We start from the raw sequence: 22,378 nt of genomic DNA, 5'->3' as shown, positions 1-22,378 counted from the left end.
CGAGAAGACCCGCTCGGGGCTCACGGCACTCAGGGGGCCGGCACCGCCCCCAGCACACGCCGCATGATCTCATCGGCGTCGATGCCACGGGCGTCCGCCTCGTAGGTGGTGCGTAGACGGTGCCGCAGAACGAGAGGAGCCATCGCCTTCACGTCGTCCGGCATCACGAAGTCCCTGCCGCGCACGTACGCGCGCGCGCGCGACGTGCGCGTGAGAAAGATGGTGGCGCGAGGCGAGGTGCCGAATTCGATCAGATCCTCGAGGTCCTCCATTCCGTAGGCGGCGGGCTCGCGCGTCGCGAAGCCGAGCTCGACCACATAGTCGAGGACCTTCTCCTCGAGGTGAACCGCGGCGACTTCGTGCCGCGCAGCAGAGATCTGCTCGACGGTGGCGACGGCCTCGATCGGCGAGGGATCAGCGTGGGCGACGCGCCGCACGATCGCCTTCTCCTCCTCCCGCGACGGGTAGCCGATGTCGAGCTTCATCGCGAAGCGGTCGAGCTGTGCCTCGGCGAGAGGATACGTGCCGTGGAGCTCGACCGGGTTCTGGGTGGCGAGCACCATGAACGGGGAGTCGAGCGGGTAGGTCTCTCCCGCGATCGTGACCTGTCGTTCCTCCATCGCCTCCAGAAGCGCGGCCTGAACCTTCGGCGGCGCCCGGTTGATTTCGTCGGCAAGGATGATGTTCGAGAAGATGGGGCCCTTGTGGACCCTGAACTCGCCGGTCCGCTGATCGAAGACCGGCGTGCCGACGATGTCCGTCGGCAGCAGGTCCGGCGTGAACTGGATCCTGCGGAAGTCTGTATGAATCGCCTCCGCGAGCGTCCTCACCATGAGTGTCTTGGCGAGTCCGGGCAGCCCCTCCAGTAGGACGTGCCCGCCGGTCAGAAGCGCTATCAGGAGTCCCTCGATGGCCTGATCCTGCCCGACCACGCGCTCGTGCATCGCGCCGGTGACCGTGGTGAGCAGCTCGCTCCCGGTACCGGCCGTCGCCCGCTCCACGTCAGTTGCCATCCACAGTCCTCACTCTGCCCACCTCCTGAGCCTCGAACATGGTCATTGGAGCGAGGGGACAATCTTCGGTGAGGGTGGGCGGTGCGCTAGCCGGAGCCGGTCTGGAGGCCGAATAGACCGCCGGGATTCATGATTCCATCAGGGTCGAGCGCGTCCTTGAGCTGACGAAGGGACGCCACTCCCCGTTCCGACAGCTCCCGCTCGAGCCAGGGCCGATGCTCGTAGCCGACGCCGTGATGGTGTGACAGAGCACCACCGCCGCTCACGAACGTCTCGGTCGCGACCCGCTTTATCTCGGAATACTGCTCGATCGCTTCTTCCGGTGTCGAGCCCTCCCTACACCGAGTGCAGACGGTGTAGTAGAGGCAGGCTCCAGTCTCATAGAGATGGGAGATGTGGCTGCCGATGTATCCTTCGAATCCGGTGACGTCGCGAATGACCCGTCGGAGCGTCTCATTGCTCGCCTCGTAGAGCGGCATGAGGTTGGACCAGACGGTGGCGGTCTCGAACGAGTCGGCGATCGTGCCGTATTCCATCATGAAGTCGCGGAGATAGGGGACGTCGTAGCGCGACTCCTTCCACGACTCCCCGGGACCCCTGCCGAGATCGAAGGCTCGATGCCTCTTGAAGATGGCCAACGCGCGCCGCCGCAGTTCACGGGTCAACGGTCCCGGACCTTCGAAGGCGACGACGAGTGCGGCTGGCCGACCGTATCCACGGGCCTTGAGCAGCCGCTTCACGGGACCCTGAATCAGGGCCTGGATCCCAGTGGAGGGACGCTTCGCCGCAAACATGAGCTCGGTCTCGGCCTCGTCACTCAGACGCGCGAGACTCGGCATGTAACCCGCCCGAACGGACTCGTGCAACGCGTTGAACCCATCCCGGTAGGTCGGGAACAGGAGCATGCGATAGTCTTCATACTCGGGAATCCGATGCACGCGCATCGTGGCTCTCGTGATAATCCCGAAGGTCCCTTCACTTCCCACCAGGAGCCGATTCAGATCGGGTCCCGTCGACGCGGCGGGCACCGGTTTCGTCTCGATGACCCCGGTGGGCGTAACCACCGTCATGCCCAAGACCATGTCCTCGATCTTGCCGTACACGTTGGACTGGGTGCCCGCGGAGCGCGTAGCGAGCCATCCTCCGAGAGTGGAGTAGATGAAGGAATCCGGGTGATGACCCAGCGATAGTCCGTGGGCCGCCAAGGCCGCCTCGATCTGCGGTCCGAACATGCCCGGTTCGAGATCGGCCGTCATGGAGTCGACGTCCAGCGCGAGCAGACGATTCATGCGCCGCATGTCGAGCGTAATCGTGGGACGCTGATCATCCTCCGCGACTTCCACGCACCCGGCGATGTTGGTTCCGCCACCGAACGGAATCAGCGACGCCCTGTGCTCGCTCGCCAGCTCCACGATCCTGACCACGTCGTCGTGTCCCCCTGGATACACGATGACATCCGGAGCACGGTCCACGATGCCGGCACGCAGCCTGGCGACGTCCCGAAAGCTGCGTCCGTAGCAATGAATCAGGCGATCTTCGTCGTCCTCACGAACGTTGCCGTCGCCGAGGGCCAGCCGCAGGGCGCAGGAGAGCGTCTCCGTGTGCCTCGAGGGTGGCAGAGCGATCTGGGCGAGCTCGACAGGCGGGTGCCGTTCGGGATCATCCCCGAGCTCCGCGGTCTGCACGATCCAGGGCCAGAGAGCTGGGCGACCCTCCATGTCGTACTCGATGCCCTCGGGCCCCCAGCCCCACCACTTATGCCGATACTTGTCGTGGCTCATCCGAGGTCCGTTCAGCACTCTGGCCGCGCGCAGACGTAGCGTCCGCGCCTGGCACTCGTGCGCCCGCAGGGCGATCATCCGCCACGTTCATGAGTCCGGGCACCCAGGCGTCCAAGAAGTAATCACGCCAGGCTACCGCATCGATGTCCCACGAGAAACGGTCACGGTCTATGGGATGCAAGGCACGGAGCAGCTCCCGCGAGTTCTCGGTTTCGAACTCGGGGCCTCGTTCGACATAAAACCCATACACGTCGGCAAACTCTGCCATGCGTTTGAGGAGGCGCAACCGAACAGCCGCCCGGCGGGCCCGCCGCTTCAGCCCCAGCCATGAGTACAGGTCTCGTAGCAGCTCGAGTCGTCGACGCGCCCTTTCGACATTCCTCTCGTAGATCCGAGGTGGTGTCCACTTGAACTTCCGGTCCTGCCAGGTACGACCGGGAAGATCTGCAGAGTCCCGCTGGAACGCCTCTCGGAGGAAGGTGGTCATCTCGCCGAGCGTCACCGGGTTGGTCCGGGCACTCGCGATTTGATACACCTCGAAGTGGGTAGGATCGTCAGGGGGCGCGGCCGCGAGCACCAGGTTGGTGACGAGATCACAGGGTACGAGATCGATCTTCGTGTCCTCGTAGCCCGCGAACTCCTGCACGTTGCCACGTCCGTATTCGACGGCGATGGGGTGAAACATTCGTATCCTGTCGAACCACCCCGGCACGGGCTCGGAAAGCGTTCCCTCGATGATCGAGGGGCGAACGATCGAGAGCGGAACGGAGCCGCGATCGCGAGCGAGCAGCTGCTCGGCCAACGATTTGGTGAACTGATAGGCGTCCCTCCAACCGTGCTCGCGGGAAACTTCCGTGCCGTACTCGATGGTGGCACGGTTAGCCAGATTCTGCCGCCAGCGATCGCGGGCTTCCTCGGTGACGGGAACGGCCTGGCCGTCTTCGCCCGGCGAGTCGTCAGGGCGTTCGAGAAACGCGGCGCCCCGAATCGCAGCACATCGAGCGAGCATGTGGTCGATCTCTTCGTCGAGAGAGAACTGCGCTGCCTCCCCGTCTGGCAGGCTTCGCAGCGTGTGACCATCGGGAATGACTCGCTCGGGGGAAACCTCGTAGGCGGTTTCGTACACGTAGGCCGTAGACACGTGCACGAGCGGGACGTTTCCGGCGTCCTGTGCAAGCTTCAGAATGCGCCGCGCGCCGAGGGCATTGATTTGAAGTGCACGGTCGAACTGCTCCCGGAACGAACAAGTCGCGCCGCAGTTGATGATCATCGTCACTTCGCCGGCCAACTTCTCGTACGCAGCGTCGTCGAGACCCAAGTGCCTGCGGGCCAGATCGCCGGAAACCGGTACGACTTTGCTGCTCAAGCTGGAGTGGAAGTTGCTCTGCCACTCGTCGCGGAGACGATCGAACACGGGAGAGCGGGCGATTTGCCAATCGATGCGCGCGGCCGCGTCCACCGAGCGACGCGACCGCACGAGAAGATGCACCTTTTCCACGGACGGCAGGTCGCGGAGGATCTTCTCGAGAACGGACTTCCCCAACAGGCCGGTAGCGCCCGTCAGGAGGATGCGCTGCCCGGCGTACCTGTCCTGCAGTGGCGCGAGTCTCTTGGCTTCCGTCGTCATCGGTGTAGTTAGGGGATCTCTTCTCGTCCGACTGACAGGGGAACCTACCATCTACGCGGCCACAATCACCACGAAAGGTGGTTGATCCGAATCCGCACCGAAGCATGGTAGAGACCAAGACGGCCACATGCGAGATTCCACCCCGAGACTCGGAGGCGACGCCGGCGACGGATTGCGCGAGCGGCGGGACCTGACCTTGATTTCCACAAGCTCCTCGCCACCATATCTCTGGACCGGATGCTTGCTTGACTACTCAGAGCGGGAGACGAATGAGTCGTAGCTCCGCCCGCGTTCTGGGAGTGCCGATCACGCATCGCAGCCTCGACGCGGCCACAGCCGGGATCAATGCCTGTGCCTCGTCCGGCCGGGGTGGATACCTCTGTCTCGCCAACGTCCACATGATCATGGAAGCGTTGGACGACCCCTCGTTCTTCGACGTGCTCGACCACGCAGAGGCCGTGGTCCCCGACGGCATGCCGTTGGTCTGGTCACTCCGCGCCGACGGATACCGGGAAGCCGAACGAGTCGCGGGCATAGATCTCACGACGGCCGTGCTCGAGCTCGCGCAAGAAAGGGGGCTCGCTGTGGGCTTCTTCGGCGGGCAGCCGGAGGTATTGGAGCGGCTGCTCGCGCTGGTGCGCTCGCGGTGGCCAAAGGTTCGCGTTGCATACGCATACAGCCCCCCGTTCCGCGCTCATAGCGAGAGCGAAGTGGAGCAACAGATCCAGGAGATCAATAGCTCGGGGGTGCCAGCTCTTGTTCGTGGGCCTAGGATGCCCCAAGCAGGAGCGATGGACGGCCGCGAATCGGGCGAATACCACGGCCGTGATGCTCGGAGTGCGAGCCGTTTTCGACGTCCTTTCAGGGGCGAAGCCCCACGCGCCAACTCTGATTCGCCGCCTCGGCCTCGAGTGGCTCTTCCGCCTCGTGCTGGAGCCGCGAAGGCTCCTCTGGAGATACGCGCGCCACAATCCGCGGTTCGTGTGGAGACGTGTCACCGAGAGAGTCGGTCGGCGGCGGGGCTAGCAGCCCGTGGTAGCGTCTCGTACATGCGCACGGCCACCACGAGCGCCGACAGCGCGGTGAGCCCCGCGACCGTCCAGATCGCGGCCTCGATCGATACGGCATCCGCGATGATGCCGGCCACCAGCGCACCGACCGCGAAGCCGCTATCCCGCCAGCTGCGATAGATGCCTACGGCGGAGGCTCTCCACTGGGGGTGCGCAACGTCGCCGATCGCCGCGAGCAGCGTCGGATACACCATCGCGGTGCCCACGCCGAGCAGCGCGGACGCCATGGCCCAAGCCCAGATCGTGCCGGCGGACGCAATCGCCGCGATCGCAATGGCCTGCACACCCATGCCACCGGCGATGAGCCACTTTCTGCCCGTTCGGTCCGAGAGCCCGCCGGTGACGAGCTGGCCTAGACCCCAGACCGCTGGGTAGATGGCGGTCAGTAGTCCGATCTGCCCTACCCCGAGGCCCTGGCTCGCGAAGTAGATGGGGAAAATGCCCCAAGCGACGCCATCGTTGAGGTTGTTCACCAGCCCCGCCTGGCTGCATGACGACAGCGCCGGGTCCCGGAAGCTCGTGAGTGTGAACACCTCACGGGTCGAGAGGCTCGCGGAGGCACCTGGTTTCGAAGGATCCCAGGAGGCGCTTTCGAGCCGCGCAAAGTCGCGCGTCTCCCGAACGAAGAGGAGCGACAGGCCCAGCCCCAGCCCCGCGTACGCCAGCCCGAGAAAGAAGGGCGCGGGCCGCAGGCCCGCGCGCTCGGCGATGTACCCCGTCAGCAGGGCGGTAACCGCGACCGCGAGATACCCTGCGGCCTCGTTGAAGCCCATCGCAAGGCCCCTTCGTCGGGGTCCGACGAGGTCGATCTTCATGATCACTGTGGCCGACCACGACAGTCCCTGGTTGACGCCCAGCAGCGCATTCGCCAAGACGATCCAGGACCAACTCGGCGCCCAGATCAGCAGCAGGGGGACCGGAAGACCCACGATCCACCCGGCCAGAAGGACCGGCCTACGGCCGAAGCGGTCGCACAGCGTGCCGGCCGCAAAGTTGGTCGCTGCTTTTACGATGCCGAACGCGACGATGAACGTCAGCGCCGCGGTCAGCCCCGTGAGGCCGAACTCCTCCTTGGCCAGCAGCGGGAGGACGGTGCGCTCCTGCCCGACCATCCCGCCCACCAAGGCGTTCACTCCAACGAGCAGAGAGAACTGAGCGAGGTTCTCCCTGAGGCCCAACCGCATCGGGCTCTTCCCCATCAATCGCTCATCCCGGGATCCGTGAACGCGGGTCTAGCAATGGTCTAGGCAATGCTCATCAGTGCCCTATTCAAATGAACGCTTGAATATGATGCTCGCCCTGTTCGGTATTGTCAAGTATTCTTTTGAATACCAGTTTGGCAGCATTCGCAGGCGATCCCGCGAGGAGGGACGGATGGAGCCGGCCGACTCCAGACATGAGGCGAAGGAAGAGATGTTCGACGGCGTCGCCTCGGTCGCCAAGGCGCTGGGCAGCGGGCGGCGAGGCGAGGTCGTCGACGTGCTCGCGCAGGGCGAACGTTCGGTGGAATCACTGTCGATAGAGATCTCGCAGAGCGTGGCGAACACGTCCCACCACCTCCAGATCCTCGCGCGGGCAGGCCTCGTCCGGCGCCGCCGCGAGGGCACGCACATCTACTACCAGCTCAGCAGTGAGCGCGTGGCAGACCTCTGGGCGGCGCTGCGCGACGTGGCGTCGGTACACGTTTCCGGTTTCCACGACCTTGTGGACGCCTACTTGGGAGATCGGGAGAGCCTGGAGCCAGTGACTCGATCCGAGCTCGCCGGCCGCTTGGAGGACGAGGATCTAGTTCTTCTCGACGTACGGCCGGCATCCGAATACGCCGCTGGGCACATTCCCAGTGCGCGGTCGGTCCCGATCGAGGACATCCACGAGCTCCTGCAGACGCTGCCCGACGATGCCGACATCGTCGCGTACTGCAGGGGGCCGCACTGCGTCTACGCTCTGGATGCCGTGCGTGCGCTGACGGCGCAGGGACGCATGGCTCGGCGGATGGAAGGTGGCCTTCCGGAGTGGCGGCGGGACGGGCTGCCGGTGACGTCCGAGGAGGTTGGCTGAGCCTCCGCCTCTACGGCCCGTCGCCTTCCTCGAGGTTGTCGAGCACGGCCCATCCGATCGCCTCGGTGACGCTGGCCGCCACACCCGCTCGGACCACAGATCCGAAGCCAGGTACCAACGAAGCCAGCAATCGTGCTGAGCCCTTTCCGAGGACCCCTCCAAGGGCGGCGTACCCCGCTGACTTCAGGGCAGCCGCGGGCAGCCGGACGCCGTAGACCGAAGCGAGGCGGAGCACGAGCGCGGCCTGGATCGGCGCGATGAGCGCGGCATCCGAACCCGGGATGGGCGTCAGGAAGCCGATGGCCCCCGCCGCTACTCCGGCCGTGTGGATCGCCCGTGATGCTCGTTCCTTGCGCTCGTCCATGCTTCCTCGCTGTTCGCTTGGGGTCTCGTCGTCCCTTATTAGACGGGTGGAAGGTCGGGATGGTTTCCTACTGCCTCGCGGCCCGCTCGCGCTTCCCCACGATGTTGAAGAAGGAAAAGACCTTCGACAGCGTCTCGGGCGCCTCCCGAACGAACAGCGAGTGGTCGCCGCCCGGGACCTCGATGTAGACATGCTGCATCCCCAGCTCTCGCATGCGAGCCACCCAGGTGCGGCTCCCCTGGACGGGGACGGTCGCGTCCGCGTCACCGTGGAGAACCAACACGGGAACGTCCCTGAACGTCTCGAGCTCATCGAGAGCCTCACGGCGTGGAGCCGGCGCGGCGACGGCCAAACCGGCCCAGATCTCGGGGTATCGGGCAGCGAGGTGGTATGTGCCCGCGCCCCCCATCGAATGACCCCACAGGTAGATGCGACTGTCATCGATGCTGTACGTTTCCTGCGCAATCGCCAGAACGTTCATCACGTCCTGCTCGCTCAGCTTTCCGAGGTTGTCGGGCAGCGTGCCCTCGTCCCCTTCACGCGCGGCGCCGCGCGGGATTCCGTAGCCGCGGCTCCCGTACCAGGCCCGACGGTGGTAGCCCAACGGTGACACGACGACGTAGCCATCTCGCTCGGCGAAGTCGATGAAGCTGTCGTAGCCCATCATCCAGTCGTAGGGCCTCCCCAAGCCGTGAAGAGCGACGATGAGCGGCCACTCTTGGGAGGCATCGTAGTCGGAAGGCACGAAGACGGCGTACGGCACTTCTTCACCGGTCTCCTCGAACACATAGGTGAGGCCCACCACCCTCGAGTCCGCCTCGACCACCGTGCCCGGCTCCTGGGCTGTGGAGCCAACCGGAGCGGCCATCCAGATCATTGCGCCTAGCACAAATAGGCCGATGGCTCTATGGCAACGTTCGATCATGGTTCTATCCTCGGGGAAATGGCTCCTGGCAACATCCGACGCACGGCACCGACGGCGCAAGCGGCTTGATGCTCCGTACGCAACGGAGGAGATTCGGGGAATGGACGGAGAGATCATCGCGAGGGGCCTTGCGTTTCCTGAAGGACCGGTGTGGCTGGACGGCAGCCTCTATGTTGTCGAAGTCCATGCGGGCCGAGTCTCGCGCTGGACTGCCGAAGCCGGAATCGAGCTCATCGCGGAGACGGGCGGCGGACCAAACGGTGCCACTCTCGGGCGCGATGGCGCGCTGTATGTGACGCAAAACGGAGGCGCTTGGAGCGCCCATCGCGCCACGCCGGCGATCCAACGTGTCACGCTCAATGGCGAGGTCGACACGATCACGACTGAGGTGGCAGCGCTCTCGCTCGGGGCACCGAATGACCTCGCGTTCGGGCCCGACGGACGCCTGTACTTCACCGATCCTCGAGGCGCTCCCGACCCCGCCGAGAACAGCGACCCTGGACGGCTCTTCGTGTGGGACGTCGAGGCGGGCACCGGCGAGCTTCTCCGCGAACTCGAGCCCGTATTCCCGAACGGTATCGCGTTCACGGCCGATGGCACACTGCTCTGGACGGAGTCCTTCAGCCGCCGCGTGATGAAGCTGCGGGATGGGCGACCGAAAGTCGTGATCGAGCTGCCGGAGCGACACTTCCCTGACGGGATTTGCGTGGGGGACGACGGACGCCTCTACGTGGCCTCGACCTACGCGCACTGCGTGACGGTGGTCGAGGACGGCGAGATCGTAGACCGCCTGCTCTGCGGCGACGGCATGATCACGAACTGCTGCTTCGGCGGTACCGACCTATACGTCACCGAATCCCGGCACGGGACGCTTTGGCGTTTTCCCGTCGGCCGGCCGGGACTAGGTCTCCTACGCTAGCTCTGAGAGCGTTCCCCCCTCACCTTCCGGCATCGTGGTCCGGGTGATGTAAAAGAGGTCGTCGAGCGTGCGGCCGGGCCGGCCCCACGATCTTACGAACTGCTCGCCTGCGAGCGCGGGAACCGTCCCGTCATCGAGGGCCCGACCGTGACAGGACGCGCAGTCGCTCGTGTAGAGGTCCCTGCCGCGGTCCGCCTGGGCGGCCGTGAAATAGCCACCTTCTCGCTCCGCGGGCACCTGGGCAAATGCCGCGCGAGCGGAAAAGTTTCGATTGTTACTATGCCGCGCCAGCTCTACCTTGGGCCGATAGCGAAAGAGTCTCGAGTCGCGCGGCTGATGTGGGCGCGCATCGTAACATGACGCCGAATCTGACGTAGCCCAGAGGGGCCGATGCCTGACCTTGTCTCTCGGCTAGACACGGCCCTAAAGGGCCGCTACCGCATCGAGCGAAAGCTCGGTCAAGGCGGGATGGCCACGGTATACCTGGCCGTTGACCTGCGCCACGAACGCGAGGTCGCGCTCAAGGTGCTGGTCCCGGAGCTCGTCTCTGCTGTGGGTTCGACTCGATTCCTGCGTGAAATTCGAATCGCCGCCGGCCTGAGGCACCCGCACATCCTCCCGCTGCTCGACTCGGGGGACGCCGACGGATTTCTTTACTACACCATGCCGGTCGTCCGGGGTGGATCGCTTCGGGACCGACTGAAGCGCGAGAAGCAGCTACCGGTCGACGAGGCAGTCTTCATTGTATCCGAGGTGGCTGGCGCCCTCTCGCACTCGCACGCGAACGGGGTGATCCACCGGGATATCAAGCCTTCCAACATCATGTTGGACGAGGGACGGGCCGTAGTTACCGACTACGGCATCGCGCTGGTTGTGCAGAGTGCCTCGAAGGATCGTCTCACGGCCTCCGGATTCTCGCCGGGCTCCCCCGAGTACATGAGTCCCGAGCAGGCCGCGGGCGAGTCGCAGGTCGACGCCAGAAGCGATATCTATTCTTTGGGTTGTGTGCTCTTCGAGCTGCTCGCGGGTGATCCTCCGTTCACCGGCTCAATCCCCCAGGCCATCCTGGCCAAAAAGCTCCTGGCCTCCGTACCGAGCCTGCGCGTGGTTCGGGATTCGGTGCCCCCCCACGTGGAGGCGGCGGTCACGACCGCCTTGGCCAAGAGCCCTGCCGACCGGTTCCGATCGGCCGAAGAGTTCCGCCAAGCGTTGACCGGTGAAGGCCTGGGTTCGACTGGTGCGAGTGTTGGGGGTGCGGACGTGCTCCGCGGGCGCTCGGTTTCGCTCCCTCTCGATTCATCCGAGCGCCTCAAGGCGTGGTCGGCGGGCGCCCTCGCGGCTTTGGTCGTCGGAGTCGCCGCTGTTCTCACCGGGATCGGCTTCCTGAGCACGATCGCTTATGACGTCACGCTGAACATTCCGGCGGAGTACACACCGTCTCGGACCGACTTCCCGATCGTCGGCGCGCGCGCGCTGGTGCCCGCCGTCTTCTACGGGTTCGCAGTGCTCGTAGCGTACGTGTCGCTTCGCTACGTCTGGCGAGCGGTCGTCTTCGGCCTAGTCCGTGTTCCAAGGGTAGGGCCGACGCTGGAGTCGATGGGGCGCCGCTCCAGTGCCATGTGGTTCGCGCTGTGGAAACCGCTGAGCCCAACTACCGTGGCCGATGTGTACTTCGTGTCCGCTGTCTTGTCCGGCGTCTTGCTCATAACGGTCTTCTGGGGTCTGCTTTTGGTCTTCTTCGAGCCTCATGACACGGGCATTTTGTCGCCCATGTTCCAGTCCCTTCACCAAGGCTTCTACTTCTCCTTCACGCTTCTCGTGATCGTGCTGGCCGCCGGATACCATCGCGTGTTTCGCTACGTGCGCAGGAGAGAGGGCGGGGGCGGACGCGTGATTGCAGCGAAGTGGGGCAGTCTCGCGTGGATGATCATCCTCGTTGTGATCATGACGTTGCCCTGGCGACTCATTTGGAACAACGAGCATCCAAGGGCACTGTTCAACGGGGATCCAGCGTATATCCTCATCGAGACAGATGCCGAGGTCGTGATCTACAGACCCGGGACTCAGTCTACGGAGAGGTATCGCAAGGACGGTTCGCTGGATCTCGAGCGCCTGGGTACGATCGGATACCTGTTCGAGGGTATGGACGCGTTCGAGGACGCGGACCCCTGATGATCACGTGGCAATCCCACCATGGTTACTCACAGTGAAGGAGGGTCGCATGAAGAGGCTCGTACTCTGCTCGGTCCTGACAGTCGTCGTCAGCTTGGGGACCCAGCAGCCCGTTCAGGCACAAGGCATGGGAGCAGTCCTGGATTTCATCCACAAGCTGAGCGGCCCGAAGATGATCGGCCCGGCGCTTTCCGTGTACACGGAAGGGGAGCGGGTACGGGGCCGCTTTACAGGTGCTTGGCGGTGGAGCTTCAACTCCGACGACAAGATCGATCCCGATGGCTCCAAGATCACGATGCTTTCGCTTCAGCCCACTGTCGAGGTGCCCTTGGGGTCTTCGCCCCTGGACGCCGTGGCAGGCTTCGCCCTCCACCGATTCGGAGGTGATGTGAAGGAGGACTTCTGGCACTGGTCCATTCCCGCATACTTGCAACTGCGGTTCCCGTTGACGGGGCCGGTGAGCGTGAGGTTAGCTGTTGGAGGCCACTATTTCGCCGAGTTCGGAGCTACGGACTTCGATGATTTGGTCGTGGACGTATCGCGGACGGGAGGCGAATGGGTCTGGGCTTCGTTCGCGGGCATCGACATCGCGTTCTAGCGCGGATAGCCTCCAGCGGTTGGTCGCATCCCAACGGCGCGACCGACCCCGCCCGCGAGTGGAGCCATGACTGACGACGGTTGGAACCCAGAGTCCCTGCGCGCCCAACTCAACGCCTATCCGCCCTACGCCGGCGGGGGCGTCCTCGTCACGCACATCGCCGAGGACGCCAGCGAGATTCGCGTGGAGATGCCGCTCACCGAGCAGAACCTCAACCTGGTCGGGACGCACTTCGGGGGCAGCCTGTACGCGATGGTCGATCCGCACCTGATGATCCTTCTGATGCAACGGCTGGGCCCCGACTACGTCGTCTGGGACAAGGAGGCGACCATCGGCTTCCGGAAGCCAGGAGTCGGCACGGTGCACGCCACGGTCCGCGTCACCGACGAAGAGATCGCGGCAATGCGAGCGGCTACGGCGAACGGCGACAAGTGCCTGCCGCAATGGACGCTCGAGGTCCTGGACGAGGGGGACGAAGTGGTCGCAACCGTGCTCAAGACCCTCTACGTGCGGCGTAAGCACACCCCTCATTGACCCTGGCGCCGACTTCGATGCGCGACGGTTCGACGCGCTGACTCTTGGTTTCCGGTGGACGCCCGGGTAGCCGCTGCGCTAGACGGGTTCTTTCCGGGTGCCGGTGTTTTCGCGATGATCGGGAGAAGTGAACACCTGATGTGACTCTTGATGGGGCAACGCCGTGATCGATGCGCTGATTGGGCGCACGCCGGTGGTTCGGCTGGAGAAGGTCGTCGAGCCCGACTCCGCCGAGGTTTGGGTCAAGCTGGAGGGCATGAACCCCGGCAGCTCCATCAAGGATCGGCCGGCGCTCGCCATGGTCCTCGACGCAGAAGAGAAGGGACTTCTCTCCCCCGGTGACACGATCGTGGAGCCCACGTCCGGCAACACCGGCATCGGCTTGGCACAGGTCGCTGCCGCACGCGGATACAGGCTCGTCCTATGCCTTCCCTCTTCGATGAGCATGGAGCGGAAGCGCACGCTTAGCGCCTACGGTGCTGAGCTCGTGCTCACGGATCCGGAGCTGCGCATGATCGCCGCAATCGAGGAGGCAGAGCGAATCCGTGACGAGACGGGGGCGTTCCTACCGAACCAGTTTTCCAACCCGGCCAATCCGAGGAGCCACTACGAGACCACCGCCCCTGAGCTCTGGGATGGGCTCGACGGACGGATCGACGCCTTCGTATACGGAAGCGGTACCGGAGGCACGATCTCAGGCGTCGGAAAGTTCCTGAAGGAGCGCCTCGATGACGTGCTGGTCGTAGTTGTCGAGCCCGCGAGGAGCGCCGTCATTTCCGGAGAGCCGCGTGGCCAGCACAAATTTCAGGGGATGGGGCCCGGATTCATCCCTGAGAACCTCGACCAGTCAGTGATCGATCGGATCGAGAAGGTCCTCGAGGAGGACGCCTTCCCGCTGGCTCGTCGACTGGCGCGCGAGGAAGGGCTCTTCGTGGGAATGAGCAGCGGCGCCATCCTCTGGACAGCGCTGAAGATTGCGCGCGAGTTGGGACCGGGGCACCGCGTCGCATGCATCGCGCCGGACTCGGGGAGCCGGTACCTGACCACCGAGTTGTTTGAGGACGATCAGTAGAGCTCCGTAACCGTCCCAGTTGAGGTTTTGCGAAATAGAAATTGATTTCTAAAATGCAAAACATGATCCGACGGACGATTGACCAGCTCCTCCTGGAGCGCGTGGAGACCTATCCGGCCGTGGCACTCGTCGGCCCCCGCCAGTGCGGGAAGACCACTCTTGCACAGGCGATAGGATAGGGGGGGCCTATTTCGACCTCGAGCAGGAAGCTGAGCGCCTGCGCCTGGACCTCGACTGGGACCGGCTGATGGCCGAAAAGGATCTCCTGATCTTGGACGAGGCCCACTGCTGGCCCGAGGTCTTCGCCCGGTTGCGCGGGGCGATTGACCGGGACCGCAAGCGCATGGGGCGCTTTCTGCTTCTGGGCTCCGTGTCACCTTCACTCATGGTCCAAGTCTCGGAATCGCTGGCAGGCCGTCTGTCATTGATCGAGCTGACACCGTTTCTCCTGAGCGAACTGGACACGAAGGCGTCGCGTGAACGCCGCTGGTTGTGCGGGGGTTATCCCGATGGCGGCGTGTTGGAGCCCAAGCGCTTTTCACAGTGGCAACTGGATTACCTGGCGCTGATCTCTCAGCGCGACCTGCCGACCTGGGGCTTGCCTGCCAAACCGCAGACCACGGAGCGCCTATCACGAATGCTGGCAGCGCTACACGGCCAGGCGTGGAATGCTTCGCAGGTGGGCCAAAGCCTGGGACTCTCATACCAGACAGTCAACAGCTACGTCGACTACCTGGTTGGGGCCTTCCTGATCCGGAGGCTGCAGCCCTATAAGACCAATATCAGAAAGCGCTTGGTTAAGAGCGCCAAGGTCTACTGGCGCGACAGCGGTCTGCTCCACGCCCTACTGAACGTGTCGGACGAGAGGGCTTTGCTCGCCCAACCGTGGGTCGGCGCGAGCTGGGAGGGCTATGTGATCGAGCAGGCCATCGGGCAGCTGTCGGCGCATGGGCGAACGTTCGATGCCTACTACTTCAGGACCAGCGATCAATACGAACTCGACTTGGTATTGGATTTCGGGACGACCCTGTGGGGTGTCGAGATCAAGCTGACATCCTCGCCCGGCCCCAAGGACATGGCACGACTGAACAAGACGGCCGACATGATCAACGCATCGCACCGTTTTTTGGTCTCGCAGACCAATCGACCGAGTGGCGACGGTCGCCGCGTCTCCTGCAATCTGCCTTGCTTCCTCGATCACCTCACACAAAGCGGATCGTAGGACGTTCCCGCGGAGACGCGGTGGCACGCCTCGTTCGGCCTAGAATTCGACCAGCGTGAACCCTTCCCGACGTGCCGCCGTCCCGAGTCGGTCGTCGAGCGTGCAGAACCGGTGGGTATCCGGTCGATCCTCGGCCCAGATCAACGCCGCACCGAGCTGGAGCGCATCGGCGGCACGGAGTGCGTGCCGAAGCAGGAGCCTACGCACATGCCCACGGACCGCGTCCGTCGGCGCGACCTCGTACCAGGAGCCGACGAGGTCGTCGAGTAGACCTCGGGCGACGTCCGTCGCCGCCGCATCCAAGGCGTGCTCCCGCTCCAGCCTGGCAATCGCCGACGCACATTCCACGGAAGTGCCCCACCACACGACCATTCCCGGACCGGAGCGTGCGCGGTCGCACACCGCGGTCGTCACCGGTTCATCTACCAGCAGCGGCACGATCGCGGAAGTGTCCCAAAACATCACCAGCCCGAGGCCCTCTCCTCCAGGACCGCCTTCAGGCCGAGTCCCTCCGGATCCGAAGGACGCGGCCGGTCCCAGAAGTCCTCTGGGAGCGACTTCGGCGGCGGGGCTACGAGCCCCTGTTCGATCAGAGACGCCATGGAGCCTTCATTCTCGGCCGGCGGAAGGGGCGAAACCATGGCCACGGGGGTCCCGCGGTCGGTCACGACGAGTGTGTTTCCGCCCCGGACCAGCCGGAGGCATTCCGACAGGCGCGCCTTCAGCTGAGAAACGGAGATCGACAACATATGACTATTCTAGTCACGACTGCATGTGCTCGCTAGTCATCCTTCAGAATCTCCCGAAAGAGCACCCTCTCGGGCCGTACCCTTCACACGTTTCTGCGCGAGCTCGAGGCGATGGGGTATGATCGGCACATCTTTTATCTTTGGCTGCCGTCAGCGGACCTTGCGGTGACCTGGAGGCTCTACGACGCCAGCGCCATCCCACCCACGCCCCTCATTGCCCACGGCGCTGGGGCGCGTGAGTTCAAAGTGGTCGATACCGAGCGGTGGGCGGTCGTTCGCCGACACGTCGAAGAGGGGTAGCAGTGATACGTCGCGGAACCAGAGACGTTGCGGCAATCATTCGGGACGGGACCGCGATCGACGCGGCTATCGAGCGGGCGCACCGCCGTGTCATGATCGGTCACCGTCAGCTAGGTATACCGATCGCGATATGGCGGGAAGGGCGGGTCGTGGAAGTCCCACCCGAGAGCATACCGGTGCCGGAGGAGGACATCGGACGGGTCGACGGTACTGGCGGATAAACGGATAAAGGATAGTCGGTCGAACCGAAAGATAGTCGAAGGATAGCCGGTCCAACCGCTCTATGGACGCGGGAGTCGCGGTACGCCGTGTTGCGGGATGGGACACGGAGAGAGGGGCTGCGGGGCGCGGCCGATCGCCATCGCCGCGCGAGGCGTGGGTGACGCTCGGAAGGTGGAGTGGGACGAGGGGATGTTCAGGCGGGCGGGTCGAGGTGGCCGAGGCGCTGGAGCGTCTCGGACGCATCGACATTCTGATCAACAACGCCGGCTTCCGAGGGTCGAGCCCTCTTACGGAGATGAGCATTGACGAGTGGCGCGCCGCGGCGGCCGTCAACTTCGACGGCCCCTTCTTCTGCACCCGTGCCGTCGTTCCCGGCATGATCGCCAACGGCTACGGCCGCATCATCACCGTGTCGGGCCTGAACTCCTTCCACGGACGAAGCAACTGGTCACACGTGTGCGCTTCGAAGATGGGAGCGATGGGCATGACCCGGGCGCTCGCGGTAGAGCTGGCACCCTACAACATCCTGGTGAACCACGTGGTCCCGGGAGCGTACGTCGCGCACCCGAACCTGGAGCAGATACCCCTAGGGCGTGTGGGCCTCGCGCAGGAGCTCGCGAATACCTACGCATTCCTTTCGTCCGAAGATGCGAGCTACATCACGGGTCAGACGTTCCACGTCAACGGTGGGGAGATCCGGTACTAGATCGAGGGAATCTGCTCGCACCACAGCACCTCCATGGATCGACCTCGTGGATCGCCTGGCGCATCACGGGCAAAAAGGGCGTTCGGGTGCCCCTCGGTGCGGGCGGTGACCGCCAAGGCAGCGACTCCGAGCTGAGCTAACAAACGGCGGTCGCGACACATCTCCTAATGCATGCTCATACGATCGCCGATATCGAGGCGGAAGATGCTGCGACTCGCCGCGGGAGCCGCCGCCGGAGTAGCGCTGCCTACGGTAGGTCTCTCGGCCTGTTCTGAAGACAGCGTGGGGCCCCTGGACGAGACCGATTCGGGTCCCAGCGATTCGGATCCGAGCGTCGCCCCTACCCCGCTCCCGATCCCGGAAATGCTGGTCGCGTCGACGTTCAACCTCGAGATGCGGACCGGGACGCGGGAGTTCCTCCGGGACAAAACGACTCCCACCAAGGGGTACAACGGCGACAACCTCGGTCCCACGTTGTTCCTGCGCTCTGGCTCCGACGTCTCGCTCAACGTGACCAACAACATCGGCGTGAATACGACGACGCATTGGCACGGCATGCACGTGCCGGCGGTCATGGACGGCGGACCGCATCAGCGCATCGACCCGGGCGCCGTATGGTCGGCCTCGTTCCCGGTTCTCAATCGCGCATCCACGTACTGGTACCATCCGCATCATCACGCTCCCACTGGGCAGGGGGTGATCTTCGACCCGACGAGCACCGGCTATCAGGTGTACGAAGGTCTGGCAGGCGTGATCATCGTCGAGGACGACATCTCGGACGCGCTGCCGCTACCGCGAACCTACGGAGTGGACGACATCCCGCTGATCCTGCAGGACCGGCGATTCCACGACGACGGAGAGCTGCTGCACTTCCCCACGGACTTCAACCCCGCATCGGATCCCGCGCTGCGGAAGGGTGGGCACTTTCTCGTCAACGGCGCGGAAGCGCCCGTGCTAGAAGTGGGGGCGCAGGTTGTGCGCCTCCGCATCCTGAACGCTTCCAACGCCCGCATCTACAACCTGGGTTTCAGCGACAACCGCACCTTCCACCAGGTGGCGTCGGACGGCGGATTTCTGCGCGCGCCGGTGCCGCTTTCCCGACTGCTCCTGGCCCCAGCCGAGCGGGCTGAGATCCTCCTCGACCTGGGCTCCGACCAGGGCACCACGTTCAAGCTGCGAAGCTTCAACAGCGGCCTGGGCACATCGATGGTCCCGTTCCCGCTCCAGGACACGTGGGATACCGCAGACTTCGATCTGCTCGACATCACGGTGGGCGCTGCGCGCTCGAACCCCGTCACCACGATCCCAGCCGGACTCACGACCGTGGAGGCGATTTCCGATTCTGAGGCCATCAACCTGGCGAGCGCCCGACCGTTCGAGCTCGCGGCGAATCCGTTCGGTATCAACGGCCAGCGCATGGACATCGACGTGATCAACGAGAGCATCCGCCTGGGTGACACGGAGGTCTGGGAGATCACCAACCCGACGACCCAGGCGCACCCCTTTCACGTACATGGGGACTCGTTCCAGATACTCACCCGCGACGGGTTCGCCCCCCCGGAGAACGAGCTCGGGTGGAAGGACGTGGTGCTGGTCCGGCCGTTCGAGACGGTTCGCATCGTGAAGCGCTTCCGCGACTACGCGGATTCCACGAGCCCCTACATGTTCCACTGCCACATCCTCGAGCACGAAGACGTTGGCATGATGGGCCAATTCGTCGTCGAGACTGGAGCCCAGTGATGCCAGAGCCGCGCCGAATTCGTAGATGGGTGATCGCATTGATGCTCGGGACTGTCGGCGCCTGCGGAGCGCAGGACGCCATGGAACCCGTGATCGACGATGATGACACGACCTCAGACTTCGACCCCGGCGATCCGCCACCGGAATCCGGACAGGACTTCCACTTGATGTTCGACGGCGTGGACGACCGCGTCCTCGTTCCATGGAATGCCTCGTTCCCGACCGAGGTGTTTACCATCGCCGCCCGGATACGGCTGACGACTCCGAGCGCGCGAGCGGCGGTCATCGCGAGAGGTGAGGACGACAACTCTTTCAACTTGAGCTGGCAGATGTATGTGGGACGGACGGGTTCATTGGAGGTCATGCTCGAGGCGTCCAACGAGGACAACTACTGCTACCCGAACAACGACTGTGTACGGCAGGGGGTTTGCGAGTCGGACGACATGTTCGTGGCTGACGGCGCATGGCACCATGTGGCCCTCACTCGAGACGCGGGCGGCACTCTGGTCTTCTACGTGGACGGCGCGGAGCGCGCCCGCTGTGAAGGAACCGGTACCCCATCGTCCAACAACCGACAGTTCCTGAGCCTGGGGGCGACGCACGGCCAGATCGGACCGCTGCCGCCCGGCGGCAAAGAGCCGCCGATCTGGTTTTTCCCAGGTGAGATCGAGGACCCCGCCATGTGGTCGAGGAGCCTTTCACCCGCGGAGATCCAGGCGGTTCACGAGACGGGCGTCGATGTCAGCTCGGATGGCCTACAGGGCTATTGGAGCCTCAATGAAGGAGAGGGCCAGACGGTCTACGACCGCTCACCCGCGGCCAACCACGGATACCGCGGGGCTCAGCCAGCCACGGACTCCGCCGATCCGGCCTGGGTGGGGTAGCCGCAGGCGCCAACAGAAGATCCTCGCCGACCGTGACGAGGGAGCCATCAGTCCCACCGGTGCGATATCGATGTCGACCCTGAAACACGGAGCAGGCGGATCGGACCCTCTGTAGGCCGTGTCCTCGTCAGCGGCTCCGGCCGTGGCGCTCACACCGGAGGAGGCCGTGCGCGCGCGCCCCGTCTGCGGCTGCACCCGCGGACCTCTACCTGCGCCGCGGAGGCTGACGAACCGCTGTAGCAGGTCGAACCAGAAGGGGGCGCCCAAGGAGACCGCCAAACCCGTGATCAACCAGCCGGTGAGGCGCATCAGAAGTTGCCACAAGTTCCCGGCGGGGCACGAGGCGCCGAAGGGAAGCATGCACTTGATCCTGACGCGGGTCCGCTCCTCCGCGGTCCACCCCACGGGAAGCTGCGCCGCGTCGAGGGTGGCCTGACCCTGTTCTACCGAACATGCGCGGAACGTCCATGAAAATGCCTGCGAGTCGTACCGCCCAGCGGGTGGGCAAGCGCTCGGAACTCGGAACTGCCTCGCTCAAGCCCATCAGGTCGGGTCGACGCACCGATGGATCATATCGGTGAGTGTCGAAGGCGGCATCAACCAGGGATGAATACTCTTGTAGCAAACCGCAGCACAAGGCGGACGATCCTACATCGCGGAACCGAGATCCTGAATCCGGCAGTAGCCCAGGTCCGGTCCGCTACCCCACCCGGACCTCAAGACGCACACAGTTTATACGCAATCGTGTGCTAGCGTCCGTAGATCGTGGTTTCGGGGAACGTCAGAGCGAATCCGTACCACCGCGAGAACAGCTGAAGCGGCCGCTCGATCTCGATTCGCTCGCCGCTCGAGTCTCGGAGCACTCCGCTCTCGAGAACCAGATGCTGGCCGACTGTGACGAGGGAGCCATCGGTGGAGGCCGTCTGCTCCTCCGTGAAGAAGGCGTCCAGACCATACGTTCCGGGCTCCACGTAGACGACCAGACGCTTGCCGTCGAAGACATCGACGATGGCGCCACCGCCCGCTTGGACGACCTCCATCGGATAGAACCGTTGCTCTGAATCGGTCCAGATTCCGAGTCCGATATCCATCGTAGGAAGACGAGTGTCTTCCTTCACGATCGTGCTCCTGAAGCCGTCCCGCAGGAAGGGGATCCGGTCGGCGATCGGCGCGAACATGCCCCTTCGCCCCCGGACTGGACGGTCCGAGATGGCGACGGACAAGCCGGGATACCGGTCCAGTGCCTGCTTAGCCGTCATGTGCAGGAGATTGAACACGGGAAGCACGGACCCCTTGAGAGGGCCGTAGACCGCCCTGCCCGTGATGTGGTTCCAAATGGTCTCCGTTTCCTCGTCGGCGAGCATCGAGAGGCCGTTGAAGATGCCGCGAGTCCTGAAGTGGTGAACCTTGCCGTCAACCGTGGGAGTCAGACCGACCCCTGTGTTACAAACCACTCAGAAGGACACCATCCATGGCTCACCGTTGGTCTCCCCCTGGGCCACGTGGTGATACACCATCTGATCGGTGAGAAAGGCGAGCAGCCCAGCTGGGTGGTCCATGACGAGTACGCGGGTGTCACCCTGCAGCTTCTTTGCGGAGATCGCGTCCTGCAGCGGCTCGGTTTCAGTAACACGAAACGGCTCGAACCTCGAGCCGACTCCCACGCGCGCGATATCGATGTCGAACTCGTTGTCCTGCCCGCTGATGGGTGACGCCCAGAACGCAAGCGGGAGCGCCAGCGGGACCGCGGCTCGAAGGAAACGGACGGGACGCATGTACATGAATCGGACTCCTCGCGTTTTTGTGCGACGACGACGTGTGTTCGCCGTGATCACTCGAACTCTGGATGCCTCGGCTACACGATTCGTTAGCTGGCGGAGCAGCTGCCTAAAAATAGGGCCGCCAGCCTCCGGGCTCCGGCGTCGCCGCCAGGCCCATAGAAGGCATTTCTACCGCGCTTTCGGGTGGGGAGTCACGGTAGGTCGTGTTGCGGGATGGGACACGGAGAGAGGGGCGCGGGGCGCGGCCGATCGCCGTCGCGGCGCGAGGAGTGGGAGACGCTCGGAAAGCGGATCGGGACGAGGGGATGTTGAGACGGGCAGGTCGAGGTGGCCGAAGGGCTCAGCATGTCCGGGAGGACAGCGGGGGGAGACCCTCAGTCTTCGAACTCGTCGGGCAGCGACTGGTCGAAGCTGAATTCTGGGATGGGCTCGGCCTCGGCGGGATCGAAGGCCGGGGTCTGGTCGAGGAGGAAGTCTCCCTGCGGGGGGCCGCGCGCGGGCGAGATGGGCGGGGGTCTGTGGGGCAACTCGAGGTGCACGGCCTGGGCGAGGAACGTTGCGTGAACTTGAGCGGCCGGCGCTTTCATGAGCCTTCCACTCGCGCAGCTCCGTGAGCGTCTTGACCGGCCGACCCAAGCCTG

General features: G+C 64.4%; 24 protein-coding genes and 1 pseudogene. 13 read left to right on the top strand and 12 right to left on the bottom strand.

Features of this window, described 5'->3' with window-relative positions; all coding sequences use genetic code 11:
• Positions 1 to 29 precede the first annotated feature (29 nt).
• The 3 genes from IIB36_06830 to IIB36_06820 all read right to left on the bottom strand — a co-directional run bounded on the left by IIB36_06830 (position 30) and on the right by IIB36_06820 (position 4,421).
• Entirely contained in the window at positions 30 to 1,013 is a 984-nt protein-coding gene (locus IIB36_06830) for a MoxR family ATPase (GenBank protein ID MCH7531468.1), read from the bottom strand.
• Positions 1,014 to 1,099: 86 nt separating this feature from the next.
• Complete coding sequence (locus IIB36_06825) at positions 1,100 to 2,794, bottom strand: FAD-binding oxidoreductase (GenBank protein MCH7531467.1); 1,695 nt, start codon at positions 2,792 to 2,794, stop codon at positions 1,100 to 1,102.
• Positions 2,769 to 4,421 carry a fatty acyl-CoA reductase gene (locus IIB36_06820; GenBank protein ID MCH7531466.1) on the bottom strand — a complete coding sequence of 551 codons (1,653 nt, stop codon included), beginning with the start codon at positions 4,419 to 4,421 and terminating at the stop codon, positions 2,769 to 2,771. The genes IIB36_06825 and IIB36_06820 overlap by 26 nt, the downstream gene beginning before the upstream one ends.
• Positions 4,422 to 4,690: 269 nt before the next feature.
• On the opposite strand from IIB36_06820, the pseudogene IIB36_06815 reads away from it, so the two are divergent.
• Positions 4,691 to 5,447 (top strand): annotated as a pseudogene (locus IIB36_06815) (WecB/TagA/CpsF family glycosyltransferase).
• Here the strand turns inward: IIB36_06815 and IIB36_06810 are convergent.
• Positions 5,416 to 6,690, bottom strand: a complete 1,275-nt coding sequence (locus tag IIB36_06810) for an MFS transporter (GenBank protein MCH7531465.1) — start codon at positions 6,688 to 6,690, stop codon at positions 5,416 to 5,418. The pseudogene IIB36_06815 and the gene IIB36_06810 sit on opposite strands and share 32 nt — an antisense overlap.
• Before the next feature lie 175 nt (positions 6,691 to 6,865).
• On the opposite strand from IIB36_06810, the gene IIB36_06805 reads away from it, so the two are divergent.
• Positions 6,866 to 7,549 carry a metalloregulator ArsR/SmtB family transcription factor gene (locus IIB36_06805; GenBank protein MCH7531464.1) on the top strand — a complete coding sequence of 228 codons (684 nt, stop codon included), beginning with the start codon at positions 6,866 to 6,868 and terminating at the stop codon, positions 7,547 to 7,549.
• 10 nt (positions 7,550 to 7,559) lie between these two features.
• On the opposite strand, the gene IIB36_06800 is transcribed toward IIB36_06805, so the two are convergent.
• Both IIB36_06800 and IIB36_06795 read right to left on the bottom strand, forming a co-directional pair.
• A complete protein-coding gene (locus tag IIB36_06800) occupies positions 7,560 to 7,913 on the bottom strand; it encodes a DUF697 domain-containing protein (GenBank protein ID MCH7531463.1) in 354 nt (117 codons plus the stop codon).
• Positions 7,914 to 7,980: 67 nt separating this feature from the next.
• The gene (locus IIB36_06795; protein MCH7531462.1) at positions 7,981 to 8,838 is read right to left on the bottom strand and encodes a prolyl oligopeptidase family serine peptidase; all 858 of its coding nucleotides are present in this window, start codon (positions 8,836 to 8,838) and stop codon (positions 7,981 to 7,983) included.
• A gap of 100 nt (positions 8,839 to 8,938) precedes the next feature.
• Between IIB36_06795 and IIB36_06790 the strand changes: the two genes are divergently transcribed.
• On the top strand, positions 8,939 to 9,757 hold the full coding sequence (locus tag IIB36_06790) for an SMP-30/gluconolactonase/LRE family protein (GenBank protein ID MCH7531461.1): 819 nt from the start codon (positions 8,939 to 8,941) through the stop codon (positions 9,755 to 9,757).
• Here the strand turns inward: IIB36_06790 and IIB36_06785 are convergent.
• Positions 9,749 to 9,994 carry a cytochrome c gene (locus IIB36_06785; protein MCH7531460.1) on the bottom strand — a complete coding sequence of 82 codons (246 nt, stop codon included), beginning with the start codon at positions 9,992 to 9,994 and terminating at the stop codon, positions 9,749 to 9,751. The two genes, IIB36_06790 and IIB36_06785, sit on opposite strands and share 9 nt — an antisense overlap.
• Before the next feature lie 153 nt (positions 9,995 to 10,147).
• On the opposite strand from IIB36_06785, the gene IIB36_06780 reads away from it, so the two are divergent.
• The 5 genes from IIB36_06780 (at position 10,148) to IIB36_06760 (ending at position 15,355) form a co-directional block, all read left to right on the top strand.
• Positions 10,148 to 11,929, top strand: a complete 1,782-nt coding sequence (locus IIB36_06780; GenBank protein MCH7531459.1) for a serine/threonine protein kinase — start codon at positions 10,148 to 10,150, stop codon at positions 11,927 to 11,929.
• Positions 11,930 to 11,978: 49 nt separating this feature from the next.
• The gene (locus IIB36_06775; protein ID MCH7531458.1) at positions 11,979 to 12,527 is read left to right on the top strand and encodes a hypothetical protein; all 549 of its coding nucleotides are present in this window, start codon (positions 11,979 to 11,981) and stop codon (positions 12,525 to 12,527) included.
• 66 nt (positions 12,528 to 12,593) lie between these two features.
• A complete protein-coding gene (locus IIB36_06770) occupies positions 12,594 to 13,061 on the top strand; it encodes a YiiD C-terminal domain-containing protein (protein MCH7531457.1) in 468 nt (155 codons plus the stop codon).
• 163 nt (positions 13,062 to 13,224) lie between these two features.
• Positions 13,225 to 14,133 carry a cysteine synthase A gene (gene cysK, locus IIB36_06765; GenBank protein MCH7531456.1) on the top strand — a complete coding sequence of 303 codons (909 nt, stop codon included), beginning with the start codon at positions 13,225 to 13,227 and terminating at the stop codon, positions 14,131 to 14,133.
• A 142-nt stretch (positions 14,134 to 14,275) separates the two neighbouring features.
• Positions 14,276 to 15,355, top strand: coding sequence for an ATP-binding protein (locus IIB36_06760; protein MCH7531455.1), 1,080 nt, complete (start codon positions 14,276 to 14,278; stop codon positions 15,353 to 15,355).
• Between the two features lie 39 nt (positions 15,356 to 15,394).
• Here IIB36_06760 and IIB36_06755 read toward each other — a convergent pair whose 3' ends face one another.
• Both IIB36_06755 and IIB36_06750 read right to left on the bottom strand, forming a co-directional pair.
• A complete protein-coding gene (locus IIB36_06755) occupies positions 15,395 to 15,820 on the bottom strand; it encodes a type II toxin-antitoxin system VapC family toxin (protein MCH7531454.1) in 426 nt (141 codons plus the stop codon).
• Entirely contained in the window at positions 15,817 to 16,104 is a 288-nt protein-coding gene (locus tag IIB36_06750) for a type II toxin-antitoxin system prevent-host-death family antitoxin (protein MCH7531453.1), read from the bottom strand. The genes IIB36_06755 and IIB36_06750 overlap by 4 nt, the downstream gene beginning before the upstream one ends.
• Before the next feature lie 111 nt (positions 16,105 to 16,215).
• On the opposite strand from IIB36_06750, the gene IIB36_06745 reads away from it, so the two are divergent.
• The 5 genes from IIB36_06745 to IIB36_06725 all read left to right on the top strand — a co-directional run bounded on the left by IIB36_06745 (position 16,216) and on the right by IIB36_06725 (position 19,956).
• Positions 16,216 to 16,404, top strand: coding sequence for a hypothetical protein (locus IIB36_06745; protein MCH7531452.1), 189 nt, complete (start codon positions 16,216 to 16,218; stop codon positions 16,402 to 16,404).
• A gap of 2 nt (positions 16,405 to 16,406) precedes the next feature.
• Complete coding sequence (locus IIB36_06740; GenBank protein ID MCH7531451.1) at positions 16,407 to 16,625, top strand: hypothetical protein; 219 nt, start codon at positions 16,407 to 16,409, stop codon at positions 16,623 to 16,625.
• 158 nt (positions 16,626 to 16,783) lie between these two features.
• Positions 16,784 to 17,332: an SDR family oxidoreductase gene (locus IIB36_06735; GenBank protein MCH7531450.1), complete on the top strand. Its 549-nt coding sequence runs from the start codon at positions 16,784 to 16,786 to the stop codon at positions 17,330 to 17,332.
• Positions 17,333 to 17,536: 204 nt separating this feature from the next.
• Entirely contained in the window at positions 17,537 to 19,072 is a 1,536-nt protein-coding gene (locus IIB36_06730; GenBank protein ID MCH7531449.1) for a multicopper oxidase domain-containing protein, read from the top strand.
• Positions 19,072 to 19,956, top strand: a complete 885-nt coding sequence (locus tag IIB36_06725; GenBank protein ID MCH7531448.1) for a LamG domain-containing protein — start codon at positions 19,072 to 19,074, stop codon at positions 19,954 to 19,956. Before IIB36_06730 ends, IIB36_06725 begins: the two co-directional genes overlap by 1 nt.
• A 749-nt stretch (positions 19,957 to 20,705) precedes the next feature.
• On the opposite strand, the gene IIB36_06720 is transcribed toward IIB36_06725, so the two are convergent.
• The 3 genes from IIB36_06720 to IIB36_06710 form a co-directional block, all read right to left on the bottom strand.
• Positions 20,706 to 21,410, bottom strand: a complete 705-nt coding sequence (locus IIB36_06720; GenBank protein MCH7531447.1) for a DUF3179 domain-containing protein — start codon at positions 21,408 to 21,410, stop codon at positions 20,706 to 20,708.
• Positions 21,411 to 21,737: a hypothetical protein gene (locus IIB36_06715; protein ID MCH7531446.1), complete on the bottom strand. Its 327-nt coding sequence runs from the start codon at positions 21,735 to 21,737 to the stop codon at positions 21,411 to 21,413.
• Between the two features lie 374 nt (positions 21,738 to 22,111).
• The gene (locus IIB36_06710) at positions 22,112 to 22,324 is read right to left on the bottom strand and encodes a hypothetical protein (GenBank protein MCH7531445.1); all 213 of its coding nucleotides are present in this window, start codon (positions 22,322 to 22,324) and stop codon (positions 22,112 to 22,114) included.
• Between the last annotated feature and the right edge of the window lie 54 nt (positions 22,325 to 22,378).

It is taken from the genome of Gemmatimonadota bacterium, assembly GCA_022560615.1.
GTDB lineage: Bacteria > Gemmatimonadota > Gemmatimonadetes > Longimicrobiales > Gaopeijiaceae > UBA1138.
This window is presented reverse-complemented; position numbering and strand designations above follow the sequence as displayed.